General features: G+C 71.8%; 20 protein-coding genes and 1 pseudogene. 14 read left to right on the top strand and 7 right to left on the bottom strand.

The annotated features are described in order from the left end of the window. Positions 1 to 19 precede the first annotated feature (19 nt). From ON36_RS31025 to ON36_RS37000, 4 genes and pseudogenes are all read left to right on the top strand, one after another. A complete protein-coding gene (locus tag ON36_RS31025; RefSeq protein ID WP_043661185.1) occupies positions 20 to 1,225 on the top strand; it encodes a glycoside hydrolase family 76 protein in 1,206 nt (401 codons plus the stop codon). 122 nt (positions 1,226 to 1,347) lie between these two features. Beyond that, positions 1,348 to 1,815 carry a peptide-methionine (S)-S-oxide reductase MsrA gene (gene msrA, locus ON36_RS31020; RefSeq protein ID WP_373281868.1) on the top strand — a complete coding sequence of 156 codons (468 nt, stop codon included), beginning with the start codon at positions 1,348 to 1,350 and terminating at the stop codon, positions 1,813 to 1,815. 112 nt (positions 1,816 to 1,927) lie between these two features. Beyond that, positions 1,928 to 3,169, top strand: a complete 1,242-nt coding sequence (locus tag ON36_RS31015) for an MFS transporter (RefSeq protein ID WP_043661180.1) — start codon at positions 1,928 to 1,930, stop codon at positions 3,167 to 3,169. 40 nt (positions 3,170 to 3,209) lie between these two features. Beyond that, positions 3,210 to 3,434: pseudogene (locus tag ON36_RS37000) on the top strand (MHYT domain-containing protein); the annotation flags it as partial. 118 nt (positions 3,435 to 3,552) lie between these two features. Here the strand turns inward: ON36_RS37000 and ON36_RS31010 are convergent. After that, complete coding sequence (locus tag ON36_RS31010; protein WP_373281867.1) at positions 3,553 to 5,493, bottom strand: gamma-glutamyltransferase family protein; 1,941 nt, start codon at positions 5,491 to 5,493, stop codon at positions 3,553 to 3,555. 85 nt (positions 5,494 to 5,578) lie between these two features. On the opposite strand from ON36_RS31010, the gene ON36_RS31005 reads away from it, so the two are divergent. Next, positions 5,579 to 5,962 carry a hypothetical protein gene (locus ON36_RS31005; RefSeq protein WP_043661176.1) on the top strand — a complete coding sequence of 128 codons (384 nt, stop codon included), beginning with the start codon at positions 5,579 to 5,581 and terminating at the stop codon, positions 5,960 to 5,962. Beyond that, entirely contained in the window at positions 5,959 to 7,134 is a 1,176-nt protein-coding gene (locus ON36_RS31000; RefSeq protein WP_043661175.1) for a cytochrome P450, read from the top strand. Before ON36_RS31005 ends, ON36_RS31000 begins: the two co-directional genes overlap by 4 nt. A gap of 3 nt (positions 7,135 to 7,137) precedes the next feature. Here the strand turns inward: ON36_RS31000 and ON36_RS30995 are convergent, their stop codons facing one another. Further along, positions 7,138 to 8,259: a serine hydrolase domain-containing protein gene (locus ON36_RS30995; RefSeq protein ID WP_043661221.1), complete on the bottom strand. Its 1,122-nt coding sequence runs from the start codon at positions 8,257 to 8,259 to the stop codon at positions 7,138 to 7,140. 32 nt (positions 8,260 to 8,291) lie between these two features. Continuing rightward, positions 8,292 to 9,773 (bottom strand): hypothetical protein, encoded by a 1,482-nt coding sequence (locus ON36_RS30990; RefSeq protein WP_157225098.1) that lies wholly within the window; start codon positions 9,771 to 9,773, stop codon positions 8,292 to 8,294. Positions 9,774 to 9,925: 152 nt separating this feature from the next. On the opposite strand from ON36_RS30990, the gene ON36_RS30985 reads away from it, so the two are divergent. Beyond that, positions 9,926 to 10,771: an oxygenase MpaB family protein gene (locus ON36_RS30985; RefSeq protein ID WP_174377627.1), complete on the top strand. Its 846-nt coding sequence runs from the start codon at positions 9,926 to 9,928 to the stop codon at positions 10,769 to 10,771. A gap of 7 nt (positions 10,772 to 10,778) precedes the next feature. Here the strand turns inward: ON36_RS30985 and ON36_RS30980 are convergent, their stop codons facing one another. Further along, the gene (locus ON36_RS30980; protein ID WP_043661173.1) at positions 10,779 to 11,330 is read right to left on the bottom strand and encodes a TetR/AcrR family transcriptional regulator; all 552 of its coding nucleotides are present in this window, start codon (positions 11,328 to 11,330) and stop codon (positions 10,779 to 10,781) included. A gap of 89 nt (positions 11,331 to 11,419) precedes the next feature. On the opposite strand from ON36_RS30980, the gene ON36_RS30975 reads away from it, so the two are divergent. Continuing rightward, entirely contained in the window at positions 11,420 to 11,839 is a 420-nt protein-coding gene (locus ON36_RS30975; protein WP_043661172.1) for a nuclear transport factor 2 family protein, read from the top strand. 3 nt (positions 11,840 to 11,842) lie between these two features. Here ON36_RS30975 and ON36_RS30970 read toward each other — a convergent pair whose 3' ends face one another. After that, a complete protein-coding gene (locus ON36_RS30970; protein WP_052314565.1) occupies positions 11,843 to 13,078 on the bottom strand; it encodes a PE-PPE domain-containing protein in 1,236 nt (411 codons plus the stop codon). A 475-nt stretch (positions 13,079 to 13,553) separates the two neighbouring features. Here ON36_RS30970 and ON36_RS30965 point away from each other — a divergent pair, with 475 nt between their 5' ends. After that, the gene (locus tag ON36_RS30965) at positions 13,554 to 15,500 is read left to right on the top strand and encodes a sensor histidine kinase (protein WP_245558274.1); all 1,947 of its coding nucleotides are present in this window, start codon (positions 13,554 to 13,556) and stop codon (positions 15,498 to 15,500) included. Then, positions 15,497 to 15,877: a DUF742 domain-containing protein gene (locus tag ON36_RS30960; RefSeq protein ID WP_043661171.1), complete on the top strand. Its 381-nt coding sequence runs from the start codon at positions 15,497 to 15,499 to the stop codon at positions 15,875 to 15,877. The genes ON36_RS30965 and ON36_RS30960 overlap by 4 nt, the downstream gene beginning before the upstream one ends. Positions 15,878 to 15,881: 4 nt before the next feature. Here the strand turns inward: ON36_RS30960 and ON36_RS30955 are convergent, their stop codons facing one another. After that, on the bottom strand, positions 15,882 to 17,183 hold the full coding sequence (locus ON36_RS30955; RefSeq protein ID WP_043661169.1) for a diacylglycerol/lipid kinase family protein: 1,302 nt from the start codon (positions 17,181 to 17,183) through the stop codon (positions 15,882 to 15,884). Further along, positions 17,180 to 19,006: a glycoside hydrolase family 15 protein gene (locus ON36_RS30950; protein WP_043661165.1), complete on the bottom strand. Its 1,827-nt coding sequence runs from the start codon at positions 19,004 to 19,006 to the stop codon at positions 17,180 to 17,182. The genes ON36_RS30955 and ON36_RS30950 overlap by 4 nt, the downstream gene beginning before the upstream one ends. Positions 19,007 to 19,432: 426 nt before the next feature. On the opposite strand from ON36_RS30950, the gene ON36_RS30945 reads away from it, so the two are divergent. The 4 genes from ON36_RS30945 (at position 19,433) to ON36_RS35205 (ending at position 22,644) form a co-directional block, all read left to right on the top strand. Continuing rightward, on the top strand, positions 19,433 to 20,338 hold the full coding sequence (locus ON36_RS30945; protein ID WP_157225097.1) for an alpha/beta fold hydrolase: 906 nt from the start codon (positions 19,433 to 19,435) through the stop codon (positions 20,336 to 20,338). A gap of 167 nt (positions 20,339 to 20,505) precedes the next feature. Then, positions 20,506 to 21,354, top strand: coding sequence for a PaaI family thioesterase (locus ON36_RS33165; RefSeq protein WP_157225096.1), 849 nt, complete (start codon positions 20,506 to 20,508; stop codon positions 21,352 to 21,354). Then, positions 21,351 to 21,626 carry a phosphopantetheine-binding protein gene (locus ON36_RS30935; RefSeq protein ID WP_043661161.1) on the top strand — a complete coding sequence of 92 codons (276 nt, stop codon included), beginning with the start codon at positions 21,351 to 21,353 and terminating at the stop codon, positions 21,624 to 21,626. Before ON36_RS33165 ends, ON36_RS30935 begins: the two co-directional genes overlap by 4 nt. Before the next feature lie 55 nt (positions 21,627 to 21,681). Beyond that, positions 21,682 to 22,644 carry a ribonucleotide-diphosphate reductase subunit beta gene (locus ON36_RS35205; RefSeq protein ID WP_043661158.1) on the top strand — a complete coding sequence of 321 codons (963 nt, stop codon included), beginning with the start codon at positions 21,682 to 21,684 and terminating at the stop codon, positions 22,642 to 22,644. Positions 22,645 to 22,672 lie beyond the last annotated feature (28 nt).

Below are 22,672 nucleotides of genomic sequence, written 5' to 3'. Positions count from 1 at the left end.
CGTCCACGAAGGGGAGCGCATGGTTCGCCCGAACCAGCAGATCAGCCGGCGTCGCGTGTTGTTCGCGGCCGGCGCGCTCGGCCTGACCACCCTGGGTCAGCCCGCGCGGCCGCGTGCGATCACCCGCGGCGCGGCCGGCACGCCCGCGGGCACCGCGCGCCGCGCCGAACTCGCCGAACAGGCGATCGTCGCCCGGCACGTGCGATCGCTGTGGGGCCTGCCGGGCCGCGAGCTCGGCGTGCTGGTCTGGCCCGCCTCGCTGCGCGAGCAGTCCTCGCTGGGCCGCTGGTGCTACTGGTGGCAGGCCCACCTGCTCGACTGTGCCGTCGACGCCGCCCACCGCGACCCGACCCGCGAACGCCTCGACCGGGTCGCCGACCTCGCCCGTGGCATCCGCGCCCGCAACGTCACCGGCTGGGCCAACCGCTACTACGACGACATGGCCTGGCTCGCCCTCGCCTTCGACCGGGCGCAGCGCCTGCTCGGCCTCGACTTCGCCGCGCCGCTGGCCGAGCTGCGCGCGGCGCTGCTGGCCGGCTGGAACGCCGACGTCGGCGCGGTGCCCTGGCGCACCGGCGACACCTTCTACAACACCCCCGCCATCGGCCCGACCGGCATCGCCCTGGCCCGCCTCGGCGATCCCGCCCGCGCCGGGCAACTCGCCGGCTTCCTGCACGACCGCCTGCGCGACCCGGCCACCGGCCTGATCCTCGACGGCGTGCACGAACCCGGCGGGCGGATCGACCGCACCGTCCGCACGTACTGCCAGGGGGTGGCCATCGGCCTCGACACCGAACTCGCCACGCGCACCGGCGATCCCACGCACGCCCGCCGCGCGTCGGCGCTGGTGACCGCCGTCCGGGACCACCTCACCGACGCCGGCGTCATCGCCGCCGCGGCGGGCAACGACTCCGGCCTCTTCATGGGCATCCTCGCCCGCTATCTCGCCGATGCCGCCCTCACCCTGCGGGACACCACCGCCGCCGCGGTGGTCCACGCCTCGGCCCGCGCCGCGTGGGACCACCGGGCCGAGGTCGACGGGCTCCCGCTCTTCGGCACCGACTGGGCCCGCCCGGTCGGCGTCCCCGACCCTCCGGAGCCCTTCCTCCAGCTCGCAGGCGCCGCCACCCTCGCGGCCGCCAACCTCTGCCGCGACCTCTCCGTGCAGCTCAGCGCCTGGCTGCTGCTGGAGGCCGACCACCGCCTGGCCGCCGCGGGGCTGTGAACTCCCGCGTCGCGGAATTTTCCGCGCGCGGCGTTCGTTGGTGGGGAAGCGTCCAAGTTGAGGAGGAGAGATCCGTGAGTGGTACTCGAACGGCGATTCTGGCGGGCGGTTGCTTCTGGGGGATGCAGGACCTGATCCGCAGGCAGCCCGGAGTGATCTCGACGCGGGTCGGGTACACGGGCGGGCGCAACGATCACCCCACCTACCGCAACCATCCCGGACACGCGGAGGCCGTGCGGATCGAATACGACCCCGAGCAGACCGACTACCGGGCCCTGCTCGAGTTCCTGTTCCAGATCCACGACCCGACGACGAAGGACCGGCAGGGCAACGACATCGGCAGCAGCTACCGCTCGGCGATCTTCTATCTCGACGACGAGCAGCGGCAGGTGGCGCTCGACACCATCGCCGACGTCGACGCCTCGGGCCTGTGGCCGGGCAAGGTCGTCACCGAGGTGACCCCGGCGGGCCCGTTCTGGGACGCCGAGCCCGAGCACCAGGACTACCTGCAGCGCTACCCGGACGGCTACACCTGCCACTTCCCGCGCCCGGGCTGGAAGCTGCCCGCCCGCGGCGAGGCGCGCGCGTAGCACCCGCGTCCGACGCACCGCCCCCGCGACGGCCTCCGTCGCGGGGGCGGTGCGTATCCGGCCGGGCGACGCGGGCCCGGTGCCGCGCCCCGGGTTCTGCGACGATGGGCCCATGAGCACCACCACCCGACCGGGTGTGATCACCGCGAGCACCCTGGTCCTGCTGTCGTCGCTGTACTTCGCCCAGGGCCTGCCGTTCGGCTTCTTCACCCAGGCGCTCCCGGTGGTCCTGCGCGAGTCCGGGTTCTCCCTGGTGGCCATCAGCGCCTCGGGCGTGCTCTTCCTGCCGTGGGCGCTGAAGTTCCTGTGGGCGCCCTGTGTCGACCGGTACGGGACCCGGCGCACCTGGCTGCTGACGATGCAACTGGGCGCGGCGGCGGTGGCGGCGATCCTGTCGTGCCTCGACCTGTCGTCCTCGCTGCGATGGCTCTTCGCGGGCATCGTGGTGGTGAACCTGCTCTCGGCGACCCAGGACGTGGCCACCGACGGCCTGGCCGTGCGGCTGCTCGGCCCGCGCGAGCGCGGCCTCGGCAACGGAATCCAGGTGGGCGCCTACCGGATCGGCATGATCGTGGGCGGCGGCGCGCTGCTGTGGCTGTTCGCGGTGTCGGGCTGGCGGCTGCTGTTCCTGGCGATGGCCGGGCTGATCGTGCTGACCACGATCCCGGTGTGGCTGCTGCGGGAACCGGTGACCGATCGGCCGCCCCGGCCGAAACCCGTACTGCTGCTGGGTACCTGGTTGGTCCGGCTGCGCCGTCCCGGCGTCGTCGGGTTCATCGCGCTCATCGGGGCCTACAAGTTCGGTGACTCCATGGCCTCGGCGCTGACCGGCCCGTTCCTGTCCGACGCCGGGCTCGATCTCACCCGCATCGCCCTGGTCAAGGGGGTGCTCTCGTCGGCGGGCGCGCTCGGCGGCGCCGCGCTCGGCGGCTGGCTCGCCTATCGTCACGGCCGCCGGTCCGCGCTGCTGATCGGCGGCGTCACCCAGACCGCCGCGATCTCCCTCTACCTGCTCGCCGCGCTCGGGGTCGGGGGTTTCGAACTCCTCGTCGCCGCGAGCCTGACCGAGCACATCTTCGGTGGCGCGGCGACCGTGGCCGTCTTCGCCCTCATGATGGACGCCGCCGACACCGACCATCCGGGCAGCGACTACACGCTGTCGGCCTGCGCGATCGTCGTCGTGCAGGGCGTGGCCGGGATGGTCGCGGGCGTCATCGGTGACACGGCGGGCTATCCCGCGCTCTTCGCCACCGGGCTGGTGCTCTCGGGCCTCGGCTGCGCCGCGCTGATCCGGGGCCTCGACCGCGGGCGGATTCCCGGGCAGCAGCCGCGATTCGCCACCTCGACGCTGTAGCGGATCCGACGGCTGGATCTCCCCGCTGCCGGCCTGTGTCATGTCCTTCCTGGGCTGTCTGCTCGGGCTGCGGTGCGCCGCGCGCGCCCGGAATCCGGAGAACGGGCGGGTCGCGTGGCTCATCGCGGCCGCGATCGCGATCGGCGGCACCGGGATCTGGGTCATGCACTTCATCGCGATGCTCGGCTTCTCCATCCACGGCGCCGAGATCCGCTACGACGTCCCACTGACGCTGTTCAGCGCCGTGACCGCCATGGCCGTGGTCGGGCCGCGTGGGGGCCATGCACTACACCGGCATGGCGGCGATGCACGCCCACCCCGCGCACCACGTCACCGCCCCGCCGCAGGGCGCGCAGGCACTGCAACTCCTCGGCCCGCACCCGTCAGCGGGTGTCGCCGAGGACCACGCCCTCGCGGCGCGGATCGGCGCCGCCGATCAGCCCGTCGCCGGTCAGCACCAGCGCGCTGAGCCCGCTGGTCTGCGGTGCCACCGACACCTGATGGCCCAGCTCCCGCAGGCGGAGCACCAGCGGGTCGTGGTCACCGTTGTCGCTGGCGTCGATCGCCGGATGTTCCCCGCCCACCCCGGTACTCGGGGTGTTGGCGGAGCCGAACGACACCGCCGAGACCGCCTGCTGCGGGTCCAGACCCCAATCCAGCAGCCCGATCAGCGTCTTGACCACGAACTGGATGATGACCGCGCCGCCGGGTGACCCCGTGACGTGGGTCAGTTCCGCGCGCGTCCCGTCGGCGCCCTGCGCGAACACCAGGGTCGGGCTCATGGAACTGCGCGGCCGCTTCCCGGGTTGCAGCCGGTTGGCCACGGGCGCGCCGTCGGTGCCGAGCGGATCGGCCGCGAAGTCGGTGAGCTGATTGTTGAGCAGGTACCCGTCGACCATGTGGAAGGAACCGAACGCCGACTCCACCGTGGTGGTCATGGCGGCGGCGTTGCCGTAGCGGTCCACGACCGAGATGTGACTGGTGCCGTGTTCGCGGGGCTGCGGCCCGGTGCCGACCGGGACGGGCCCGAAGTCGCCCGGCTGCGCGGTGCCCATGCTCCGCCCCGGGTCGATGAGCGACGCCCGCTGCTTCAGGTACGCGTCGTTCAGCAGGGTCTGCGGCGAATTGCCGGGCAGCGGGACGAAATCGGTGTCGGCGACGTACTTGTTGCGGTCGGCGTAGGCGAGCCGTTCCGCCTCCGCGATCAGGTGCACCGCCTCGGCGCGCGGCGTGCCGCCGTCGGCGTCGGGACGCTCGGGCCGCAGGGCGGCCAGGTCGAAGTTCTCCAGGATGCCCAGCGTCGAGGCGACGGTGATCCCGCCCGAGGACGGGGCCGGCATGCCGCAGATCTGGTGCCGCCGGTAGCCGGTGCACAGCGGATCCCGCTGGGCGGCTTTGTAGCCGGCCAGGTCGGCGGTGGTGAGCAGGCTCGGGGTGCGCCCGCCGGAGGCCGAGGCGGCCGCGGCGACCAGGTTCTGCGCGAGCGGCCCCGTGTAGAAGGCGTCGGCGCCGTCGGTCGCGATCGCGCCGAGGGTCTTGCTGTAGGCCGGGTTGGTCAGCACCGTGCCCGCGGTCTTGGGCTTGCCGTCCGGGGTGAGGAAGTAGGCGCGGGCGTTCTCGTCGCGCGCGAGGTCCGGCGCGGACTCGGCGATCTGGCCCGCCAGCCGGGCGCTGATCGGGAAACCGCTGTCGGCCAGCGCGATCGCCGGGTCGAACAGGGTCCGCCAGTCGGTGCGCCCGTGGTCGTCGTGCACCTGGTCGAGCATGCGCAGCACGCCCGGCACGCCGATCGAGCGGCCGCTCGCGCGGGTGTTCGGCGCCGGCTCGGTGCGGTCGGTGTCGCTGACCCAGCGCAGGTAGTTCTCGGTCGCGGCGGCCGGGGCGGTCTCGCGGCCGTCGTAGGCCCGCACGGTGCCGCTGTTCTTGTCGTAGTAGAGCAGGAAGGCGCCGCCGCCGATGCCGGAGGCCTGCGGCTCGACCAGGCCGAGGACCGCCTGGGCCGCGACGAGCGCGTCGGCGGCCGTCCCGCCGTCGCGCAGGACCTCGCAGGCGGCCTCGGTGGAGACGGGATTCGCCGTCGAGACCGCGAAGGTGCCGGTGCGTACCGGCGTCATCCCGGCGCGGTAGCCGCTCGCGATCTCGGGGTTGGTCGACAGGTCGCCGCCGCTCGCCGACGGCCCCGCCGCCGTCACCGGCGTCCCGTTCGGGACCGCCGCGCACGTGCCACCCGCGTCGTCGTCTCCGGAGGAACAGGCGGTGGCGAGCGCCACCGTCAACAGCAGCGCCGCCGTGGCGCCCGACCAGCTTCCCGACATGCGCCTCATGTCTGGACTGTATCGCCGCGGCCCGGGCCGACGGGGTGTTCTCGGCCGATCGCGCGGGAAAAATCCGGAGGCCGCGATCGGCTGGATGCTGTTCGCGCTGCCCGCCACCGTGCTGTTCGGGTGGATCGCCGGCTCCGTCGCCCACCGGCCCCGCCGCGACGTGGGCGGCCGTCGCCGTGCCGACCGTGCTGGTGCCGACCCTGCTCCTCGCACCGAGCGTGGTGAAACCGCGGACCGGGCCCGCGACGACGGCGACCTGCCCGCGCCGTCCTTCGTCGCCGTGATCATGGCCCGCCTGCTGATCCGGTCCGCCGGGCAGCTGGGCGCGGCGGACGCCGGTGCCCGAACCGAGCGACGAAAACTCCTCGGTACGAACGGATCCGGTGCGTCGCACCGGTTGACGCGACGCGGGGCGCGGGCGCACGATCTCCCGGACTGTTCGCTCGGATCCGCCAGGGGGCCGCCGTGACCGATGCCCATCGGAAGTACTTCGACGCGCTCGACTTCTTCGACGAGGAGCACTGCGCCCGGCTCGACGAGCACCTGCGGTGGGCGCGCGCCGAATGTCCGGTGGTGCACACCGGTTTCGGCGGCGGCATGCACGTGGTGACCCGCTACGAAGACCTGGTCACGGTCGCCGCGCACCCGGAGATCTTCAGCTCCGCCATGCCCGGGCTGACCACCGTGCCGGTCGCCCTCCCGCCCATCGACCTCGATCCGCCCCTGCACCAGGACTTCCGGGCCTTCCTCAACGGCCCCTTCGGCAAGCAGGCGCTGCGGCGCTACGAGCCGGTGCTGCGCCGGATCGCCGACGAGCTCGTCGACGGTTTCGCCGACCGCGGCGAGGTGGAGTTCGTCGGCGAGTTCGCGATCCCGTTCTCGGCGGGCGCGCTGGCCGAGATCGTGCTCGACGACGACAACGAGGAGCGGATGGCCCGCGCCGTCGACGCGGTCACCCAGGTGTCGGTGCAGAACACTCCCGAGAGTTTCGCCGCCGTCGCGGCCTTGGCCGCCGAACTCATGGCCGAGCGCGCGGCGGCCCCGCGCGACGACCTGCTCCAGTCCATCGTCGACGCCACCGTCGACGGCGGCAGGCCGCTCACGATCGAGGAGCGCCTCGGCGTGGTGACGGTGCTGTTGCTCGGCGGGCTGGACACCACCCGCGGGGCCCTGGCCTACCTCGCCGAGTTCCTGGCCGAGGTGCCCGGCCTGGAGGAGCGTCTGCGCGAGCCAGGGTGGGTGACAAGGGATCTAGACGAGATCCTGCGCTACACCTCGACGGTGAGTGTGATGGGGCGCGTGGTCGCCCAGGACAACGATCTGCTCGGCGTGCCGCTGGCGAAGGGCGACCGGATCGCCGTGCACTGGCGTTCGGCCAACCGCGACACGAGCCGCTTCGCCAACCCGGACGAGCTCGACTTCGACCGCAACCGGAACCCGCACCTGGCCTTCGGCATCGGCGTCCACCGCTGCCTCGGCAGGCACTTCGCGCGCATGCAACTCGAGATCGGGATCGACCGCCTGCTCGACCGCCTCACCGGCTTCCGTCTCGCACCGGGGGCGCCGGTGCGTCGCTCGGCGGGGATCAGCGTCGGCGCGCCCCGCGAGTTGCGCCTGCGGTTCGACCGCGTCGCGCCCTGACGCTCACAGCGCGGCGTACACCGCCTCGACCAGGTCGTACGCCCGGCGGTCCCCGTCGCGGGCGTCGCGGCGCAGGTTGGTGACGTAGGCGAAGGCGAGCGAGTGCTCGGCGTCGGCGAGTCCGAGCGACCCGCCGGCGCCCGGATGTCCGAAGGCCGCCCGGGCGGCGGCGGGCAGCGGCATCGTCGGGGACGGGAGCATGTAGCCGAGGCCGAAGGCGCTGGTCAGCAGCAGGACCTCGTCCGGCCCGCGAACCTGTTCGCGGGTCGCCTCGCGCAGCACCGATCCCGGCAGCAGGGCGCCGCCCACCAGGTCGCGGTAGAAGCCGGCCAGCGCGCGGGCGGTGGTGAACAGACCGGCGGCCGGCCAGCCACCGGCCTGGACGACCGGGTCGGAGAAGCTGGGCGTCGGGTTCATCGAGCCGCGCATCATCAGCGACCCGGGATCGGCGTAGGCGCGGGCGAGGCGGGCGGCGGCGTCGTCACCGGCGTCCGCCCGTCGCGTGACGCCCGCCGGGAAGGTGGCGCGCGCCGCGGTGGGCGGCGGTACGCCGAGACACAGTGCGGGATCGAAGGACTCGCGGACGTAGTCGGCCACCGTTCGTCCGGAGCGGCGCCGGACGAACTCGCCGGCGAGCCAGCCGAAGGTGAGGGCGTGGTACCCGTGGCGAGTGCCCGGCTCCCACAGCGGTCGCTGCGCCGCCAGCCGGGTGGCCAGGGCGGCGGGGTCGGTGGCCTGCTCGGCGGTGACCGGGTCCTCGAAGGCGGGCAGGCCCGCGCGGTGGGCCAGCAGGTCGGCCAGCGTGGTGGAGCCCTTGCCGTGAGCCGCGTACTCCGGCCACCAGCGCGTCACCGGGTCCAGGACGTCGATGCCGGTCGCGGCGCTCACCGCCAGGGCCGCGGTGGCCGTCACCGCCTTCGTGCAGGAGTAGGTGAGGCAGCTCGTGTCGTGCTCCCACGGCCTGCCGGAGCGCCGGTCCGCGACTCCGGCCCACAGGTCGACGACCGGGCGACCGTCGAGGTACACCGCGACCGCGCACCCGAGATCCCGGCCGTCGGCGATCTGTTCCGCGATCAGCGCGCGGACCCCGGCGAAGGCGGGGTCGTGGTGTCCTGTCACCGTCATGGGGAAAGTAGAACACGTTCCTGTTTCGTGGATCACCCGTTCGTGTCGACCGCCGCGAGGGCGACGGCCGGATCCAGGTGGTCGATCCCGCGCAGCGCCTCCGCGCCGCGCGGGCGCAGTCCCGTCGCGGCGCAGGCGTCCAGCAGGCGCACGTGCACGTCCCAGGTGACCAGTGGCTCCTCCACGAGCAGCGGCAGGACCGGCGCGACGCGGTCGCCCAGCAGCGACACCGCCTCGGCGCGGATGCTCTCGCGCGGGTCCGACCGGGCCAGGCCGATCAGCCGGTCGTCGAGCGCGCCCGGCGGCGTGTGGGCCGCGCAGGTGGCCAGCGCTTCGTAGCCGCCGATGCCCGCGACCGCGCCGGACGCGACGAGATCCCAGGTGAGGGTCGCCACGTCGGGCGATCGCGGGACGAAGCGCAGGTAATAGACCGCGCTCTTGCGCACGGTCGAGTCCGCGTCGTGCGCCAGCGCGAGCAGGGCGTCCGCCTGCCGCCACGCCGCCAGCGCCCGGCAGATCGGCGCGCGTACCCGTGGGTCCGGGTGCCCGGCGAAGAAGCGCGCGAGCACGGGCCGGTCGGCCGGCCGGGACCCGGACCAGTCCCAGCCGTGCAGGGCCGCGAGCTTCGGCGCCCACGCGCCGTCGGGATCGGCGTAGCGGGCGACGAGCTCGGTCGCCGGGGGCGGGGCGGGCGCGGGCCGCGCGGCGGACGAGCCGGGCGACGCGGGCGAGGGCCTGCCTGCCGGCTCCGGGGCGCGCAGGAGATGGGCGACCGGCGCCAGCCACGGCCGGACGGCCCGCGGCGCGTCCTCGAAGTCGCGCCGCAGATCCGCGACGGATTCGCGGGCGGCCGCGGCCCTCTCGTCGGTGCCGTGGCCGATCTCGTCGAGCAGCAGCAGCGTCGCCCGGCTGCGGTAGTACCGCAGGGTCTCGATCGCGGCCACCGCGACCGCCGGGTCGCCGTCGTGCGCGGCGCGATGCAGGGCCGGTTCGGCCGCCACCGGCTCGTCCCAGCGCAGCACCTCGGCCGCGACGCGGCGGACGGCCGGGTCCGCGTGGGTCGACCCACGGATCTTGTCCCGCTGCCAGTGCGGCTCCTCGAAGCCGAAGGCAAGGCCGTCGATCGCGTGCCGATGCAGGGGGTGTCGCGGATCGCGCGACACCGCGCCGAGCAGGTCGGCGTGTTCGCGGCCCGCCTGGCGCAGCACGACGGCGCGGACCATGTCGTCGCCGGAGTGCCACCATTCCCGTAGCGCGTCGCTTTCCGGGCACAGCCCCGCGTCCTCGAGCGCCGTGAGGGCCGCCTGCCGCGCGCCGGCCGGGCGCGCCCGGTCGAGGGCGATCCGGGTCAGGGGCGCGACCGCCCGCGGGTCGCCGAGACGGCCGAGGGTCGCTCCGATCTCCCGCCGCTCCGCCGTCCCGATGCGGTGATCGTCGAGCGCCGCGAGCGCCGCGAAGGTCATCGACCGGTTCTGCGTGTCCCCGATCTCCGCCCATTCCCCTGTCTCCCACACGCTTCCATCCTCGTCCGGTGCCGTCCGGGCGGCCCTGTCGGGGCGGTGTGTGGGAGGAGTGCCGGTCGGCGGGGTGGACGAGTGACGTTGTGAGGGCCGTGACGCGGTGAGAGAATTGATGTGACAATCTATCAAAGCCTCGCGAGGTGCGTATGTCCGAAGTGGGTAGCAGCCCCCAGTCCCCGCCCGCCGTCTCGAATCGCCGGTACATGGCCGGGCCCGCCGCCCTGCTCGGCGGGCCCGCCAACGTGATCATGCAGCTGAGCCTCGCGCCGGTCGGCCGCGGCGTGGTGGAAAGTACCGTCAGCAGTGGGCGTTTCGATCTCCACCCGCGCAAACGCGGCAAGACGACGCTGACCTACCTCGCCGTGGCCATGCTCGGCACGGACGACGACCGCGACGCGTTCCGCGCCGCCACCGACACCTCGCACCGCCAGGTCCGGTCGCGGCCGGGCAGCCCGGTGAAGTACAACGCTTTCGACCCACGGCTGCAGCTGTGGGTGGCCGCCTGCCTCTACCGGGGCACCCTCGACTCGCTGGTGTACCTGTTCGGCGCCGTCGACGACGCCTTCGCCGACGAGCTCTACCGGGACTCGGCCCGCTTCGGGACCGGATTGCAGATGCCGCAGGAGCTGTGGCCCGCCGACCGCGCGGCCTTCGCCGACTACTGGGAGGCCATGCTCACCGAGCTGTCTGTCGACGACGAGGTGCGGGCCTATCTGGTGGGCCAGGTGGTGGACATGGGTCCCTACCGCCCGTGGGAGCGGCTCCTGTTCCGCCGGGCCAACCGGTTCTTCACCACGGGCTTCCTGCCACAGCAGTTCCGGGACGAACTCGGGCTGGCGTGGAACCCCCGGCGGCAGAAGGTGTTCGAGGTCGTGATGCGCACCCTCGGCCGCATCCTGTCGGTGCTGCCCGAGGCGGCCCGGCTGTATCCCTTCGAGACCTACCTGCGCGACATGCGCCGGCGCAGGGAACTCGGCAAGCCGCTGGTGTAGATCGCGATCAGCGCCCGCGCAGCCCGTCGCTCATCACGGCGAACAGGCGGTCGGTGAGGCCGGAGTCGCCGCCGGCGTGCGCCGCCACGAAGAAGCCCTTGAGGACCGCGAGCAGGTCGTCGACGTCGATGTCGGTGCGTACGGACCCGTCGCGCTGTGCGCGGGTGAGCAGGTCGCCGAGGGCGGCACGCATGTCGTGTGACGGGCCGCGCAGCACGTCGGCCCCGCGCGCGCCGAGTGCGTCGACGAGGTCGCGCTTGACCCCGCCCTCGTCGGCCATCAGGCGCAGGAAACCGAAGAACGCGGCGCCCGCGTCCTCGTCGCGGGCGGCGGCCCTCGCGCGGGCGGTCATGGTTTCCACGCGGTAGACGATGGCCGCCTCGAACAGCGCCTCCTTGGTGGGGAAGTGGCGATACACGGTGCCCGCGCCGACCCCGGCCCGCCGGGCGATCTCGTCCAGGGGTGCCGAGATCCCCTGCGCGGCGAAGACTTCCTGCGCGGCGGCGAGCACCCGCTCGCGATTACGGCGGGCGTCGGCGCGCAGGGGTCGTCCGGTCACCGCCGTACCCTACCGCGACCGTTGACAAGCGGAACGTGCGCCCCGATTATGGAGCGGGTCGTACGTTCCGTTTATCCCGGAGGTGGCAGATGCCCGATACCGAATCCCGTGATCTCGTGGAGCGGTTGTTCCTCGGACTGCGTTCCCGCGACGCCGACGTGTTCGCCGGTTTCCTGGCGCCGGACGCGGTGTTCGAGATGCCGTTCGAGATACCCGGCCAGCCCGCGCGGCTGGAGGGGCGCGAGTCCATCCGGGACTATCTGGCCGCCCGGTGGGCCGGGCAGGGGGCCGTCGGCGTCGAGATCCACGCGGTCGTGCCCACGATCCACGAGACCATCGATCCGGAGGTCTTCGTGGTCGAGAACGACGTCGAGCTGACCCGCCCCGGCGGGCCGCGCGAGCGCGTGCGCACCTCGGTCAACGTGATCCGCGTGCGCGACGGCGCCGTGACGCTGTTCCGCGACTACATGGACACCGCGCGAATCGCCGGCCTCGCCGCGTCCCGCTAGCGCCTACGTCGCCGCCGGGAAGAGATCGCGCAGCAGCGGCGTCACCGGATTCGGCGGCAGCAGGTCCTCCAGGTTGGCCAGCGCGGTGGCGGGCGGCGCGGTCCGTTCCGCGTGGCGTGCCGGATCCTCCAGCGCCGCCGTGGCGTCGGCGATGCCCTCCTCGATCGCGGCGGGCAGCGTGACCGGCAGCGCGGCCGTCGCCGCCGGGTCGAGCGGCTGATCGAACCGCAGGGGCGTCGGTTCGGCGTAGTCGGCGCGGTCGTAGCCCGTCTCGATCAGGACCCGCAGGGCCGGTTCCACCAGCGCGGCCGCGGGTTCGGTCACCGCGATCGCGCCGGCCTGCTTCCCGGCGGCCCGCAGCGGATACAGCAGGGGCAGCGTGCCTTCCGGGTTCGGGATCGTGACGTAGGTCGTGTCGCCGTGGCGTTGGCAGTGGGCGGGATACCGGGCGCAGTCCTGCTGGGCGACGTACACGTCCTGGTCCGGGTATCCGTAGATCGCGGCGCCCGGTTTCGGGGCGCCGCCCGCGCCGTCGCCTTTGGGTTGCAGATAGGACGGATGGATCAGCAGGGTGCCCAGCAGGGCGTTCGCGTCGGCGAGCACGTTGAGCGGGTAGGCGGGGAAGTCGGAGATGCCGTCGTACTGCATGGCGATGTCGGTGGTCGCGATCCCGATGTCGGTGGGGGTCGGCGGGCCGAAGGTCACGTCGGCGACGGGGATCCCGCCGAAGCGCACCGGCCGTTCGATGATCCCGCCGTTGGGGCGGTTCGGGTTGGCGATGAGGACGAAGGAGAGCCGGGCCTTGTCGGCGGGGGAGAGGTCGGCGAGCGCGGCCTTCTGCGCCCCGGCGACCGTCGAACCCTGCGAGTACCCGAACACCACGACGGGCCCGGCCGCACCGCCGAGGCTCTGGGCCGTGCGTGCGGCCAGTGCGGCGACGCCGTCGGCCACCGACACGTCCCACTTCGCCGAGGAGGCGTGGGGACCCTTCGACGAGATGACCGGCCACAGCGCCGCGTCGTAGGGGACGGGCACGAAAACGACCCCCGGGCAGGCATTGTCGGTGCATCCCGGGGTGCCGGGCGCGATGAAGTTCCGGTAGGCGTTGCTCTCGAAGTCGTGCGCCACCGACGGATCGCTGGTTCCGGTGCCCGGGACGATCAGCGCCGTGGTGGCGGCGAGGGCGACGGCGCCCAAGCCCTGTATCGCGGTCCAGCCCAGCCCCGCCGCGGTCGCCACGGCCGCGCGGGCCCCGTGGCGTGCCGCGCCCGCCCGCGGCCTCGGCGAACCGGCAACGCGCGTATTCGAGGTCCGCGGCATGGACAAACCCTTCGTCGGCGGGAAGAGCGTGGGTCTCGGCGATCTCGGGGCAATTCTGCCAGTCGGTCGCGTGCGTCCCGGAGATTTCGGCGACCCGCGCGGCGGACGGAATTTTCGATCTTTCCGGTGAGGATCGCCGCGCACATCGGTATCGGAAAGGCGAATAGCGAACCTTACTGGTGGGTAGGGGTTTTCGGTTCGTGTAAAGCCCCCATCGACGCGACCGGTGGGCTAATCTCTGCGCGAGGACACGCGTGCCGGAGGCCGGAATGACCGGTGCGGGTACGCGGCGGAGCGCCCGGGGTGCTCCGGGAGTGGAAAGTTCGGCGTGAACATCTTGCACAGCTCGTTGTGGGGACGATTCCGATCCGGCGAGCGTGGTGTTCGCGGCCGGGTGAGCGTACGGATCCGCCTGCTATCGATCGTTCTCATCTCCAGCGTGAGCCTGCTGGCCATCGGCGGCGGCACCGCGATCTACCTGGTCGATTCGGCGCAGGAGTCGGCCGAATGGGCCGACCTCGCGGCCGCCACCACCGCCCCCGCGGTCCTGATGGTCTCGGCCTTCCAGGAGGAGCGTCGGCTCTCGCTGCTGCGCCTGGCCGGCGACCCGACCGCGACGCCCGCGCTCGTCACCGCCCGGCAACGTTCGGACACCGCGCTGGCCGCCCTCATGGACAAGGGCGACGCCGCGCGCGAACTCAACCCGGACGGCTCGCGCGAGGACATCGAGGGCTACAACAAGCTCTTCGCCATGGTCCCGACCCTGCGGGTCGGCGTCGACACCCTGCAGACACCGGCCGACCAGGTGTTCACCTTCTTCTCGCAGGTGATCGGCACCATCGTCGCGGCCTCCGTCCTGGCGGCCCGGGTGTCGCCGGAGGCGAAGATCGGCATCGAGCTGACCTACGCCGTGGCCGCCCTGCGCGCCGCCGAGGCGCTGTCCCAGGCCGACACCCTCGGCACGGTCGCCCTGGCCAACGGCCGTATGACCGCGCCCGAACTGCTCGAATTCCAGCACCGCGTCGGTGAGTTCCGCGGCGAGGTCGCGTACGCGAGCAGTGCGCTGAAGGGCGCCCGGCTCGCCCAGCTCGGCGCCGTCACCGCGAGCCCGCAGTGGCAGCAGGTCACCTCGGTGCAGGACGCGCTGTCGCTGCGCGGACCGTTCACGACCGAGCGCGCCGAGTCCGCGCTGCCGCTCTCGCCGATGGCTTGGCAGGAGGCCTCCCGCAACGTCACCCTCGCCCTGCAGAAGCTGTGGCAGGACCAGAGCGGCGACGCCCAGGCCATGGCGCGCGAGCAGGGCGAGTCCGACACGAGGACCGCGCTGCTCGGTGGCGCGGTCGTCGCCCTCGTCGCGGTGACCGCCTTCCTCGTCGCGCTGGCCATGGCCGATCGGTTCATCGCGCGCATGCGGCGGTTGCGTCGCGACACCCTCGAGCTGGCCGACGAGCGCATGCCCGACCTGATGCGCAGGCTGGCCGCGGGCGAACAGGTCGACGCGAGCGCGGAGACCTCCCGGCTCGACTTCGGCACCGACGAACTCGGCGAGGTCGCGGCCGCGTTCAACCGGGCACACCTGGCCGCGGTGTCGGCCGCCGTCGCCGAGGCGCGGACCAGGGAGGGCATCAGCACGGTGTTCCTCACCATCGCCCACCGCAGTCAGGTGGTCGTGCACAAGCAGCTGGCGTTGCTCGACCGCGCCGAACGCGACGAGGCCAACGGCGACCAGCTCGAACTGCTGTTCCAGCTCGATCACCTCGCGACCCGCAGCCGCCGCAACGCCGAGAACCTGATCATCCTGGGCGGCGAGCAGCCCGGCCGCCGCTGGCGCAATCCCGTGGCCCTGATGGACCTGGTGCGCGGCGCCATCGCCGAGAGCACCGAGTACACCCGGTTCCAGACCCGGCCGGTGCCCGAGGTCCGCATCGCCGCGCACGTGGTCGCCGACGTCGTGCACCTGCTGGCCGAACTCATGGACAACGCGACGGCGTTCTCGCCGCCGGAATCACCGGTGATCGTGTCCGGGGTGGTCGTCGGGCGCGGTGTGGTGGTCGAGGTGATCGATCAGGGCCTCGGCATGTCGGAATCGGAATTCGCCGAACGCAACGCGATGCTCGCCGATCCGCCGGACTTCAGTGTGGCCGCGCTGTCGGGAAATTCCCGGCTCGGATTGTTCGTTGTCGCGAAACTGGCGGGCAGGCATGATATCTCGGTGCGATTGACCGAATCGGAATACGGCGGGGTGCGGGCCGTCGTGCTGATTCCGTCCGCGCTGGCCGAGGCCGCCGACCCGTCCTCACCCATTTCCGGTCAGTTCCCGGCAGTCGCCCCGCGCCGATGACCGACGAGCGTGAGCACTGGTACGAGGAGGACGCGGGCCCGCTCGTGCGCCTCTACGCGGTCACCCGTGGCCGCGGCCGGACCGCGCGCACCGAACTCGACCTGACCACCCTGCTGGTCGACGCGGGCGCCGGGATGCGCCTGCGCCGCAGCGAGCCCGAATACGCCGCCATCGTCGACCTGTGCCGGACCCCGATGGCGGTGGCCGAGGTGTCGGCGCACCTGCAACTACCGCTGAACCTGGCCAAGGTGCTGATCGGCGACCTCGTCGAGGAGGGCCGGTTGCTGGCCCGCGCCCCGCAGTACACCCCCGTCGGCACGCCCGACCTGCGGGTGCTGCGGGCGGTGCTGGCCGGCATCCGGCGGCTGGACGCCTGACCCGTCACCCACGGCCCGAGGCCAGCTCGCGCAACCGCGTCCAGTCGACGCGCGGCGCCGCGGCGCGGGTTCCCGGGCGCGATCGCGGCACCCGCACCCGCAGCGCGCCCGGCTCGATGACGCAGCGCACCGGGGTGTCCAGCTGCAGCGACTCCCCGTCGACGCCCACCGGGATCCGCGCGGCGCCCGCGTCGACGACGACCTCGGGCGCGGTGGTCTGGATGAGCCCGGTGCTGTGCGCGCCACGGATCAGGCCGATGGCGTCGCGGGCGCCCGACACCGAGAGCGTGACCGCGCCGAGGGCGCCGCGGTCGAGCCGGTCCCGCCTGCTCAGCCCCGCGAGATCGGTCGTGCCGTAGGGGTTGTTGCTCACCAGGACCGCCTGCGGGCCCTCCACGCTCGTGTCACCGATGTGGGCGACCAGGCGGTTGGCGGTGTCGCCCGCGAGCAGGTCGGGCAGCAGCCGCAGCACGGTCGCGGCCTTGTCGTCGCGGTAGGCGGGGCTGCGCACGATCTCGGCGTAGACGCCGAAGGAGGCGTTGTTGACGAAGGGCAGCCCGTTGATGCGGCCCAGGTCCACCCGCAGTTCGGTGCCGTCGCGCAGCGCGTCGAGCCCGGCGGCGGGGTCGGCACGGTCCAGGCCGAGGTCCATCGCGAAATGGTTGCGGGTGCCCGCGCTGATCACCAGGAACGGCAGGTCGTGTTCGGCGGCCACGCCGGCCACCAGCGCCTGCGTGCCGTCGCCGCCCGCGACTCCGAGCAGATCCGCGCCCCGCGCCACGGCCGCACGCGCCAGGGCGGCGACATCGGTGGGGCCGTCCAGCAGCGCGACTTCCGCGCCGAGCTGTTCGGCCTTGCGCCGCAGGTCGAATCGGCCGACCTTGCCGCCCCCTGAGCGCGGGTTCATGATCAGGAACGGCCGCCGCGGGGCGGGCGCGAGCGGTTCGGCGGCCCCCTCCGCCGGGGCCTCGCGCAGGGCCGCCCGGGCGCAGAAGACCGCGGCGAGGGCGAGCAGGCCGGTCAGCAGCACCACCCAGAGCAGGCGTTCGCGCACGAACATGACGAGCGCGACGAGCGGCGCCGCCACGACCAGCGCCAGCGACAACCAGCGCAGCACCCCGCGCCGGGACAGGAACCAGTACAGCGCCGCCAGGGTGATCACCGCGCAGCCGATCGCCACCATGAGCAGCGCGATGGTTCCGAGCAGGCCGGCGAACAGCACCGGCACCGCCGCGGTCGCGGCGGCGAGCAGGAAGGCGGCGCGCGCCGACCAGCGTGCCCGGGCGGTGGATCCGGTGTCGCTCATGCCGATTCCGCCCGGTCGAGCTCCTCGTCCAGCGCCAGCGCGGCGGTGATCAGGGCCAGGTGGGTGAACGCCTGGGGGAAGTTGCCCAATTGCTCGCCGGACGGGCCGATCTCCTCGGCGAACAGCCCGACGTGGTTGGCGTAGGTGAGCATCTTGTCGAAGGCGTAGCGGGCCTGCTGGAGGCGGCCGGTGCGCGCGAGGGCCTCGACGTAGAGGAAGCTGCACAGGGTGAACGTGCCCTCCGCGCCGCGCAGCCCGTCCGGCGACGCCTCGGGGTTGTACCGGTAGACCAGGCTGTCGCTGACCAGTTCGGCGTTCATCGCGTCCAGAGTGCTCAGCCACATCGGGTCGTTCGGGGACAGGAAACCCATGCGCGGCATGAGCAACAGGGACGCGTCGAGGACATCGGTGTCGTAGTGCTGGACGAACGCGTGCCGGTCGATGTTCCAGCCCCGGGCCATGATCTGCTCGTAGATCGCGTCGCGTTCCTTCGTCCACCGGGGGATGTCGGCCGGGCGGGCGAACCGGGTGGCCATGCGGATGGCCCGGTCGAAGGCCACCCAGCACATCAGCCGGCTGTAGGTGAAGTTCTGCCGGCCGCCCCGGGTCTCCCAGATGCCCTCGTCGGGCCGGTCCCAGTGGTCGGCGAGCCAGTCGACCAGGGCGGAGAAGGTGCGCCAGCCCGCGACGGCGCCGCCGTCGGTGGCCTGGGCCAGCGCGTCGGCGGCCTCGCCGTAGATGTCGAGCTGGATCTGCCCGGCCGCGCCGTTGCCGACCCGCACGGGCGCCGAATCCCGGTAGCCCGACAGGTGCGGCAGGGTGATCTCCTCCAGCCGGGGGTCGCCGTCGACGCGATACATGATCTGCAGCGGCTCGCCCGAGGCGGTGCCGCCCGCCTCCACCCGCTCGCGCAGCCAGCGGCGGAAGGCGAGGGCCTCCTCGGTGAAGCCCAGGTCGAGCAGCGCCCGTACCGACAGCGACGCGTCCCGGATCCAGGTGTAGCGATAGTCCCAATTGCGTTCGCCGCCCACCTGTTCGGGCAGCCCCATCGTGGCCGCCGCGATCGGCGCGCCGGTGGGGGCGTAGGTGAGGAGCTTGAGGGTGATCGCGGACCGGTTGACCATGTCGCGCCAGCGGCCCCGGTAGGTGGAGGACCGCAGCCAGGACTGCCAGAAGCGCAGGCACTGCGCGAATTCGCCGGCGATGTCGCCCCACGCGGGCGCCGGCGACAGCGCCGCCCCTGCGGCGGTGGTGGTCAGCACGATCGCCACCCGCTCGCCGGCGCGCAGGGTGAACCGGGCGGTGAGATCGCCGTCGTCGGCGCGCACGGTGATCGGTTCGGTGGCCTGCACCTGCAGGTCGCCCACCGGGGACCGGAAGACGGCGGTGCGCTCGTCGGGCTGTTCGAGCGTGTGCGCGGCCCGCCCGTAGTCGAAGCGGGGGCGGCAGTCGAAGGCGAAGCCGAGGCTGCCCCGCACCACCCGCACGACCCGGACCAGCCGGTGCCGGTCGGAGGGTTCGGTGCCGCGCAGCGGGTCCATGAAGTCGGCGACCTCGCCGACGCCGTGCTCGCCACCGAAGCGGGTCAGCAGGATCGCGGTGTCGGGCAGGTACAGCTGGCGCACCGTCATCGAGCCGTCCTCGGCCTCCACCGCGATGCCGCAGTGTCCGCCGTTCTCCGCGTCGAGCAGCGACGCGAAGACGCTCGGTGCGTCGAAGCGGGGCGCGCACCACCAGTCGATCGTCCCGGCCGAGGACACCAGCGCGGCGGTCTGCAGATCGCCGACGATGCCGTGCTCGGCGATCGGTGGATAGGCGTTCACGGGCGGGTCTCCCTTCGCCGGCCGGACCGGTCGGCGTCCAGCCAACCAGCGGCGGCGCGGCCCGGCGTCACCCGAAACGGGTGAACCCGCCTCCGGAACCTTCACCCTGCGCATGGTCGTGCCCTACGCCAGGAACCTGGCGCGGATGTGCGCGCCCTTCCGGTACTGACCGTAACGAATCAATTCCTGCGTCACTTAACGGCGCGGAAACGGATAATTTACCCGGAAATATCGGTTGAGAAATGCGGCGATGTTGCGATCGTGTTCTCGAAGCGATAAGAGGGCAAATCGCATTATGCAAACCAACCGGTCTTTGATGTTTCCGCATGCAATTTACGAGATTTCGTTGACAGGCATGCGGATGTACCAGTACCGTCGGCTCTGCGGGGAGCAGGGCCCGCGAGGGTGACAAGAGGGGTTCTGGCCATGCGAAAACTGTCCGCCGAATGGTGTTCGCAGTTGTTGAGAGTCTCCGACGGCGTCGGTGTGAACGTGTACTTCTGCGGGTCGACGGAAAAGCCGGCGGTGCTCATATGCAATGCTGTCGGCATGCCGGTGGAATTCGTCCTTCCGCTGGCCGGGCGGTTGTCGGCGAGTCATTTCGTCGTGACCTGGGAGTCCCGGGGCCTGCCGAGCAGTGAGCCGGAACTCCCGGAGGACAACAGTATCGAACGCCAGGTCGAGGACGCCGCGGAAATACTCGCCCATTTCGGTGTCGATGACGTCCTGCTGGTGGGCTGGTGCTCGGGGGCACGACTGGCTCTCGGTCTCGCGCTCCGTTCCTCACTGAATCCGACCGGCGTGGCCCTGCTCAACGGTGGCTACAGTCTGGTGCCCGAAGAGTTCACCAGGTTCGAGTCGAACATCGCGGCCACCATGCCCCGAATCGCAGGCGACCGGCGATACGCCGATGCCTTTCATCGCATGGTTTTCGCAGGTCAAGAGACCGGAAGTGACACCTTTCACGCCGCCATGGCCGCTGATGGGAGCGCCCCGGCCGCGAGCGGGAGCGAGTCCCTGATCAGTGAACTGGCCGGACTGCCGTACCGGTCCGCGGAAAGTCTCTACCGGTTCGCTCGTCTTTCCGCTCCCTTTGTCCATGCGCCTTTGAACCTCGCGGAGATGGAGAGTATCTCGGGCCTGCCCGTGTTGGTGCTGACCTGCGCGGGCGACACCACCACGAACGCGAATGCGTCCCGCCGTGTCGCGGAAGCCCTGCCCGGTTGCAGGTTCACCGAATTCGCGACGGGTGATCATTTCTCGCTTTTTCGAGACGTAGACTATCAGGAAACAGTCGCGCAATTCGCGGCCGACGTATCGGCCTTGTCGTAGAAGCCTGCGGACGGATCTATTCGATCGTCGCTGTCGACGATGCCCGGGCGGCACAGGGGCCGCCGCAGACCTGTCGCAATTGTTTGTTTTCTTCGCGGCGGCCGCTATCGGCACGCCGAGTTCGTGAGAGTTCAGTTTTCGGCGCAGCCGAGGAAATGATGACGGGGATGACGATGGAAGAATCTGTACTGGAGGCCGGCTCCGTCGTGGACCACTATCCGAGATGTTTCGGATGTGGTGCGGCCAACGAGATGACGATGGGCATTCGCGGTACCCGCGAAGGTGAGGTGATGACCGCACAGTGGCTCCCACCCGCCTATGCGGAAGGCGGCCCCGGAATCGTCCACGGCGGATATTTGTCGGCGGCCGTGGACGAGATCCAGGCACTGCTGGCCGCCGCGGTCGCCGGCGTGCCTGCCATGACCGCGAAGATGGACATCCGCTACCGCAGCCCGGTCCTGGTGGGACGACCGCTCGACCTGCGGGCCGAGGTCACCGCGCGCACCGGGCGCAAGATGACGCTGTCGATGACGGCCACCGACGCGGAGTCCGGAACGGTCTGCTTCGAGGGATCCGGTCTGTATATCGCTGTGGCACAGGAGCTGTGGCTCGAACATCTGGCCCGGCACGGCAAGAATTTCAATCAGCTGGACCTCTCGGGCGGCGACGTCACGAGTCTGTTCGGCTGGCACGTGCGGTGGCTGCGCGAAAACTACCGACCAGCACCGATCACCACCCCGGTGGCGATCCTGGTCGAATTCGACGGCATCACGCCCTCGCGGTGGAAATTCCACATCGATGAAGACGGCCTGCGGATCGGGCCGGCCGACGACTCCGCGACCGCAGACGCCACGCTGGGCCCGATTCCGTTCGGTGTCTGGCAGCAGATGCTCGAAAAGCGCAGCGGGCTGGAGGGACTGCTCGTCGCTGGCGGCCATCCGGTCGCCGGCACGGCCCATGCCGTCGATGAGCTCTTCCGGCAGTTGCCGGGTGGACACAAGGAGAACGAGCAATGACCGACACTCTCCCCGCGAAGGTACGAACAATCGTCGCGAGCATGGCCCCGGTCCGTGATGTCGAAGTGGACTCGGGCACCCGGCTGATCGAGGATCTCGGCTACCACTCGCTGGCCCTGCTGGAACTCGCCATCGAGCTGGAGACACAGTTCGAGCTGCCGGGAATGGATGCGGGCAGCACCCGCGGAATCGTGACCGTCGCCGATGTCACGGCGCTGGTGGCAGGCCTCGTGCAGGCCCCCGCCCCGGTGGACAGCGAGCCCGTCGTTTGACACCGGATCCCGTCTGCACCCATTCCGGACACCGAAACATGCTGTGGGAGAACAGATGAACGACGCAGCGGTTCTGCAGGACATCGAACGAGAGATCACCGAACGGGTCACACCACTGGATCTCTACCACCGGTGGGAGGCCCAGCACTGGCAGATCCAGCAGCTCGGCATCGAGGGGGACAGCAGAGGCTGGCAAGCGCTGACGCCGTTCTTCCGTGGCGAGCTCCTGCGCACCCTGCGCCGGTTCGGCGCGGGCGAAATGGCCGTCACCGAAACCCTGGCTCCCATCGCCTACGCCGCGCCGTCGATCGACTACCAGATCTATCTGTCGACCCAGATCGCCGACGAAGCGCGCCACGCCCAGTTCTTCCGCGCCTACCTCACCCCTCTGGAGCGATCGCTGCCGGCCGCGGTGGCGGACACCGCGGAAACGCAGGTCGGGGATCTGTTCGCCGGCTCGTTGGCCCAGATCACCGACCGGATCCGGCGTGAACCCCAGGACATGGCGACATGGTACGAGGCGGTGGTGATCTATCACCTGCTCATCGAGGGCACCGTAGCGATGACCGGGCTGCACACCCTGCTGCGCACAGTGCGCGAGGTCGACGGGTTCACAGCCCTGCGGACGGGGCTGACCAATATCGCGCGGGACGAGTCGCGTCACGTGAACTTCGGGGTGCTCGCGCTGCGCGCGGGAATCAAGGCAGGCTACGGTGCGGCGATCGTCGATGCCGTGGCCCGCCACGCGCCGGCGGCCGCGTCCACCATGGTCGACCCACTGACTCGCGACACGACACCCAAACTCGTGCTCGCGATGACCGACCGCCCCCGGCAGCTCCGCGGGCAGTGGGACTTCGCCGCGGCGTCGCTGGGCAAGCGATTGGGATCGGCGGGCCTGGACGCGTCCACCGTCGACATGCTCGTGGACACCTTTCGCACGGGATGTGCCGATGCGGTGGCCGACTACCGCACACGCCACGGCGTGGATCACCCCGCGTCCTTCGCGTCGGCCCGCTGAGTCTGCAGCCATCCCCGGACCGGAGAAA

The sequence above is a fragment of the Nocardia thailandica NBRC 100428 genome (assembly GCF_000308795.1).
GTDB classification, from domain to species: domain Bacteria; phylum Actinomycetota; class Actinomycetes; order Mycobacteriales; family Mycobacteriaceae; genus Nocardia; species Nocardia thailandica.
Note: the sequence above shows the minus strand (reverse complement) of the source record. Positions and strands in the feature narration are given on the sequence as shown.

Bases quoted from the DNA above. Each gene is read 5' to 3' on its own strand.
- ON36_RS30995 (WP_043661221.1), bottom strand. From the start codon at position 8,259: ATGACGGTGACAGGACACCACGACCCCGCCTTCGCCGGGGTCCGCGCG.
- ON36_RS30945 (WP_157225097.1), top strand. From the start codon at position 19,433: ATGCGAAAACTGTCCGCCGAATGGTGTTCGCAGTTGTTGAGAGTCTCC.
- ON36_RS30935 (WP_043661161.1), top strand. From the start codon at position 21,351: ATGACCGACACTCTCCCCGCGAAGGTACGAACAATCGTCGCGAGCATG.
- ON36_RS31015 (WP_043661180.1), top strand. From the start codon at position 1,928: ATGAGCACCACCACCCGACCGGGTGTGATCACCGCGAGCACCCTGGTC.
- ON36_RS33165 (WP_157225096.1), top strand. From the start codon at position 20,506: ATGACGATGGAAGAATCTGTACTGGAGGCCGGCTCCGTCGTGGACCAC.
- ON36_RS30960 (WP_043661171.1), top strand. From the start codon at position 15,497: ATGACCGACGAGCGTGAGCACTGGTACGAGGAGGACGCGGGCCCGCTC.
- ON36_RS30955 (WP_043661169.1), bottom strand. From the start codon at position 17,183: ATGAGCGACACCGGATCCACCGCCCGGGCACGCTGGTCGGCGCGCGCC.
- msrA (WP_373281868.1), top strand. From the start codon at position 1,348: ATGCAGGACCTGATCCGCAGGCAGCCCGGAGTGATCTCGACGCGGGTC.
- ON36_RS30985 (WP_174377627.1), top strand. From the start codon at position 9,926: ATGTCCGAAGTGGGTAGCAGCCCCCAGTCCCCGCCCGCCGTCTCGAAT.
- ON36_RS30975 (WP_043661172.1), top strand. From the start codon at position 11,420: ATGCCCGATACCGAATCCCGTGATCTCGTGGAGCGGTTGTTCCTCGGA.
- ON36_RS31010 (WP_373281867.1), bottom strand. From the start codon at position 5,493: ATGAGGCGCATGTCGGGAAGCTGGTCGGGCGCCACGGCGGCGCTGCTG.
- ON36_RS35205 (WP_043661158.1), top strand. From the start codon at position 21,682: ATGAACGACGCAGCGGTTCTGCAGGACATCGAACGAGAGATCACCGAA.
- ON36_RS31025 (WP_043661185.1), top strand. From the start codon at position 20: ATGGTTCGCCCGAACCAGCAGATCAGCCGGCGTCGCGTGTTGTTCGCG.
- ON36_RS31005 (WP_043661176.1), top strand. From the start codon at position 5,579: ATGCTGTTCGCGCTGCCCGCCACCGTGCTGTTCGGGTGGATCGCCGGC.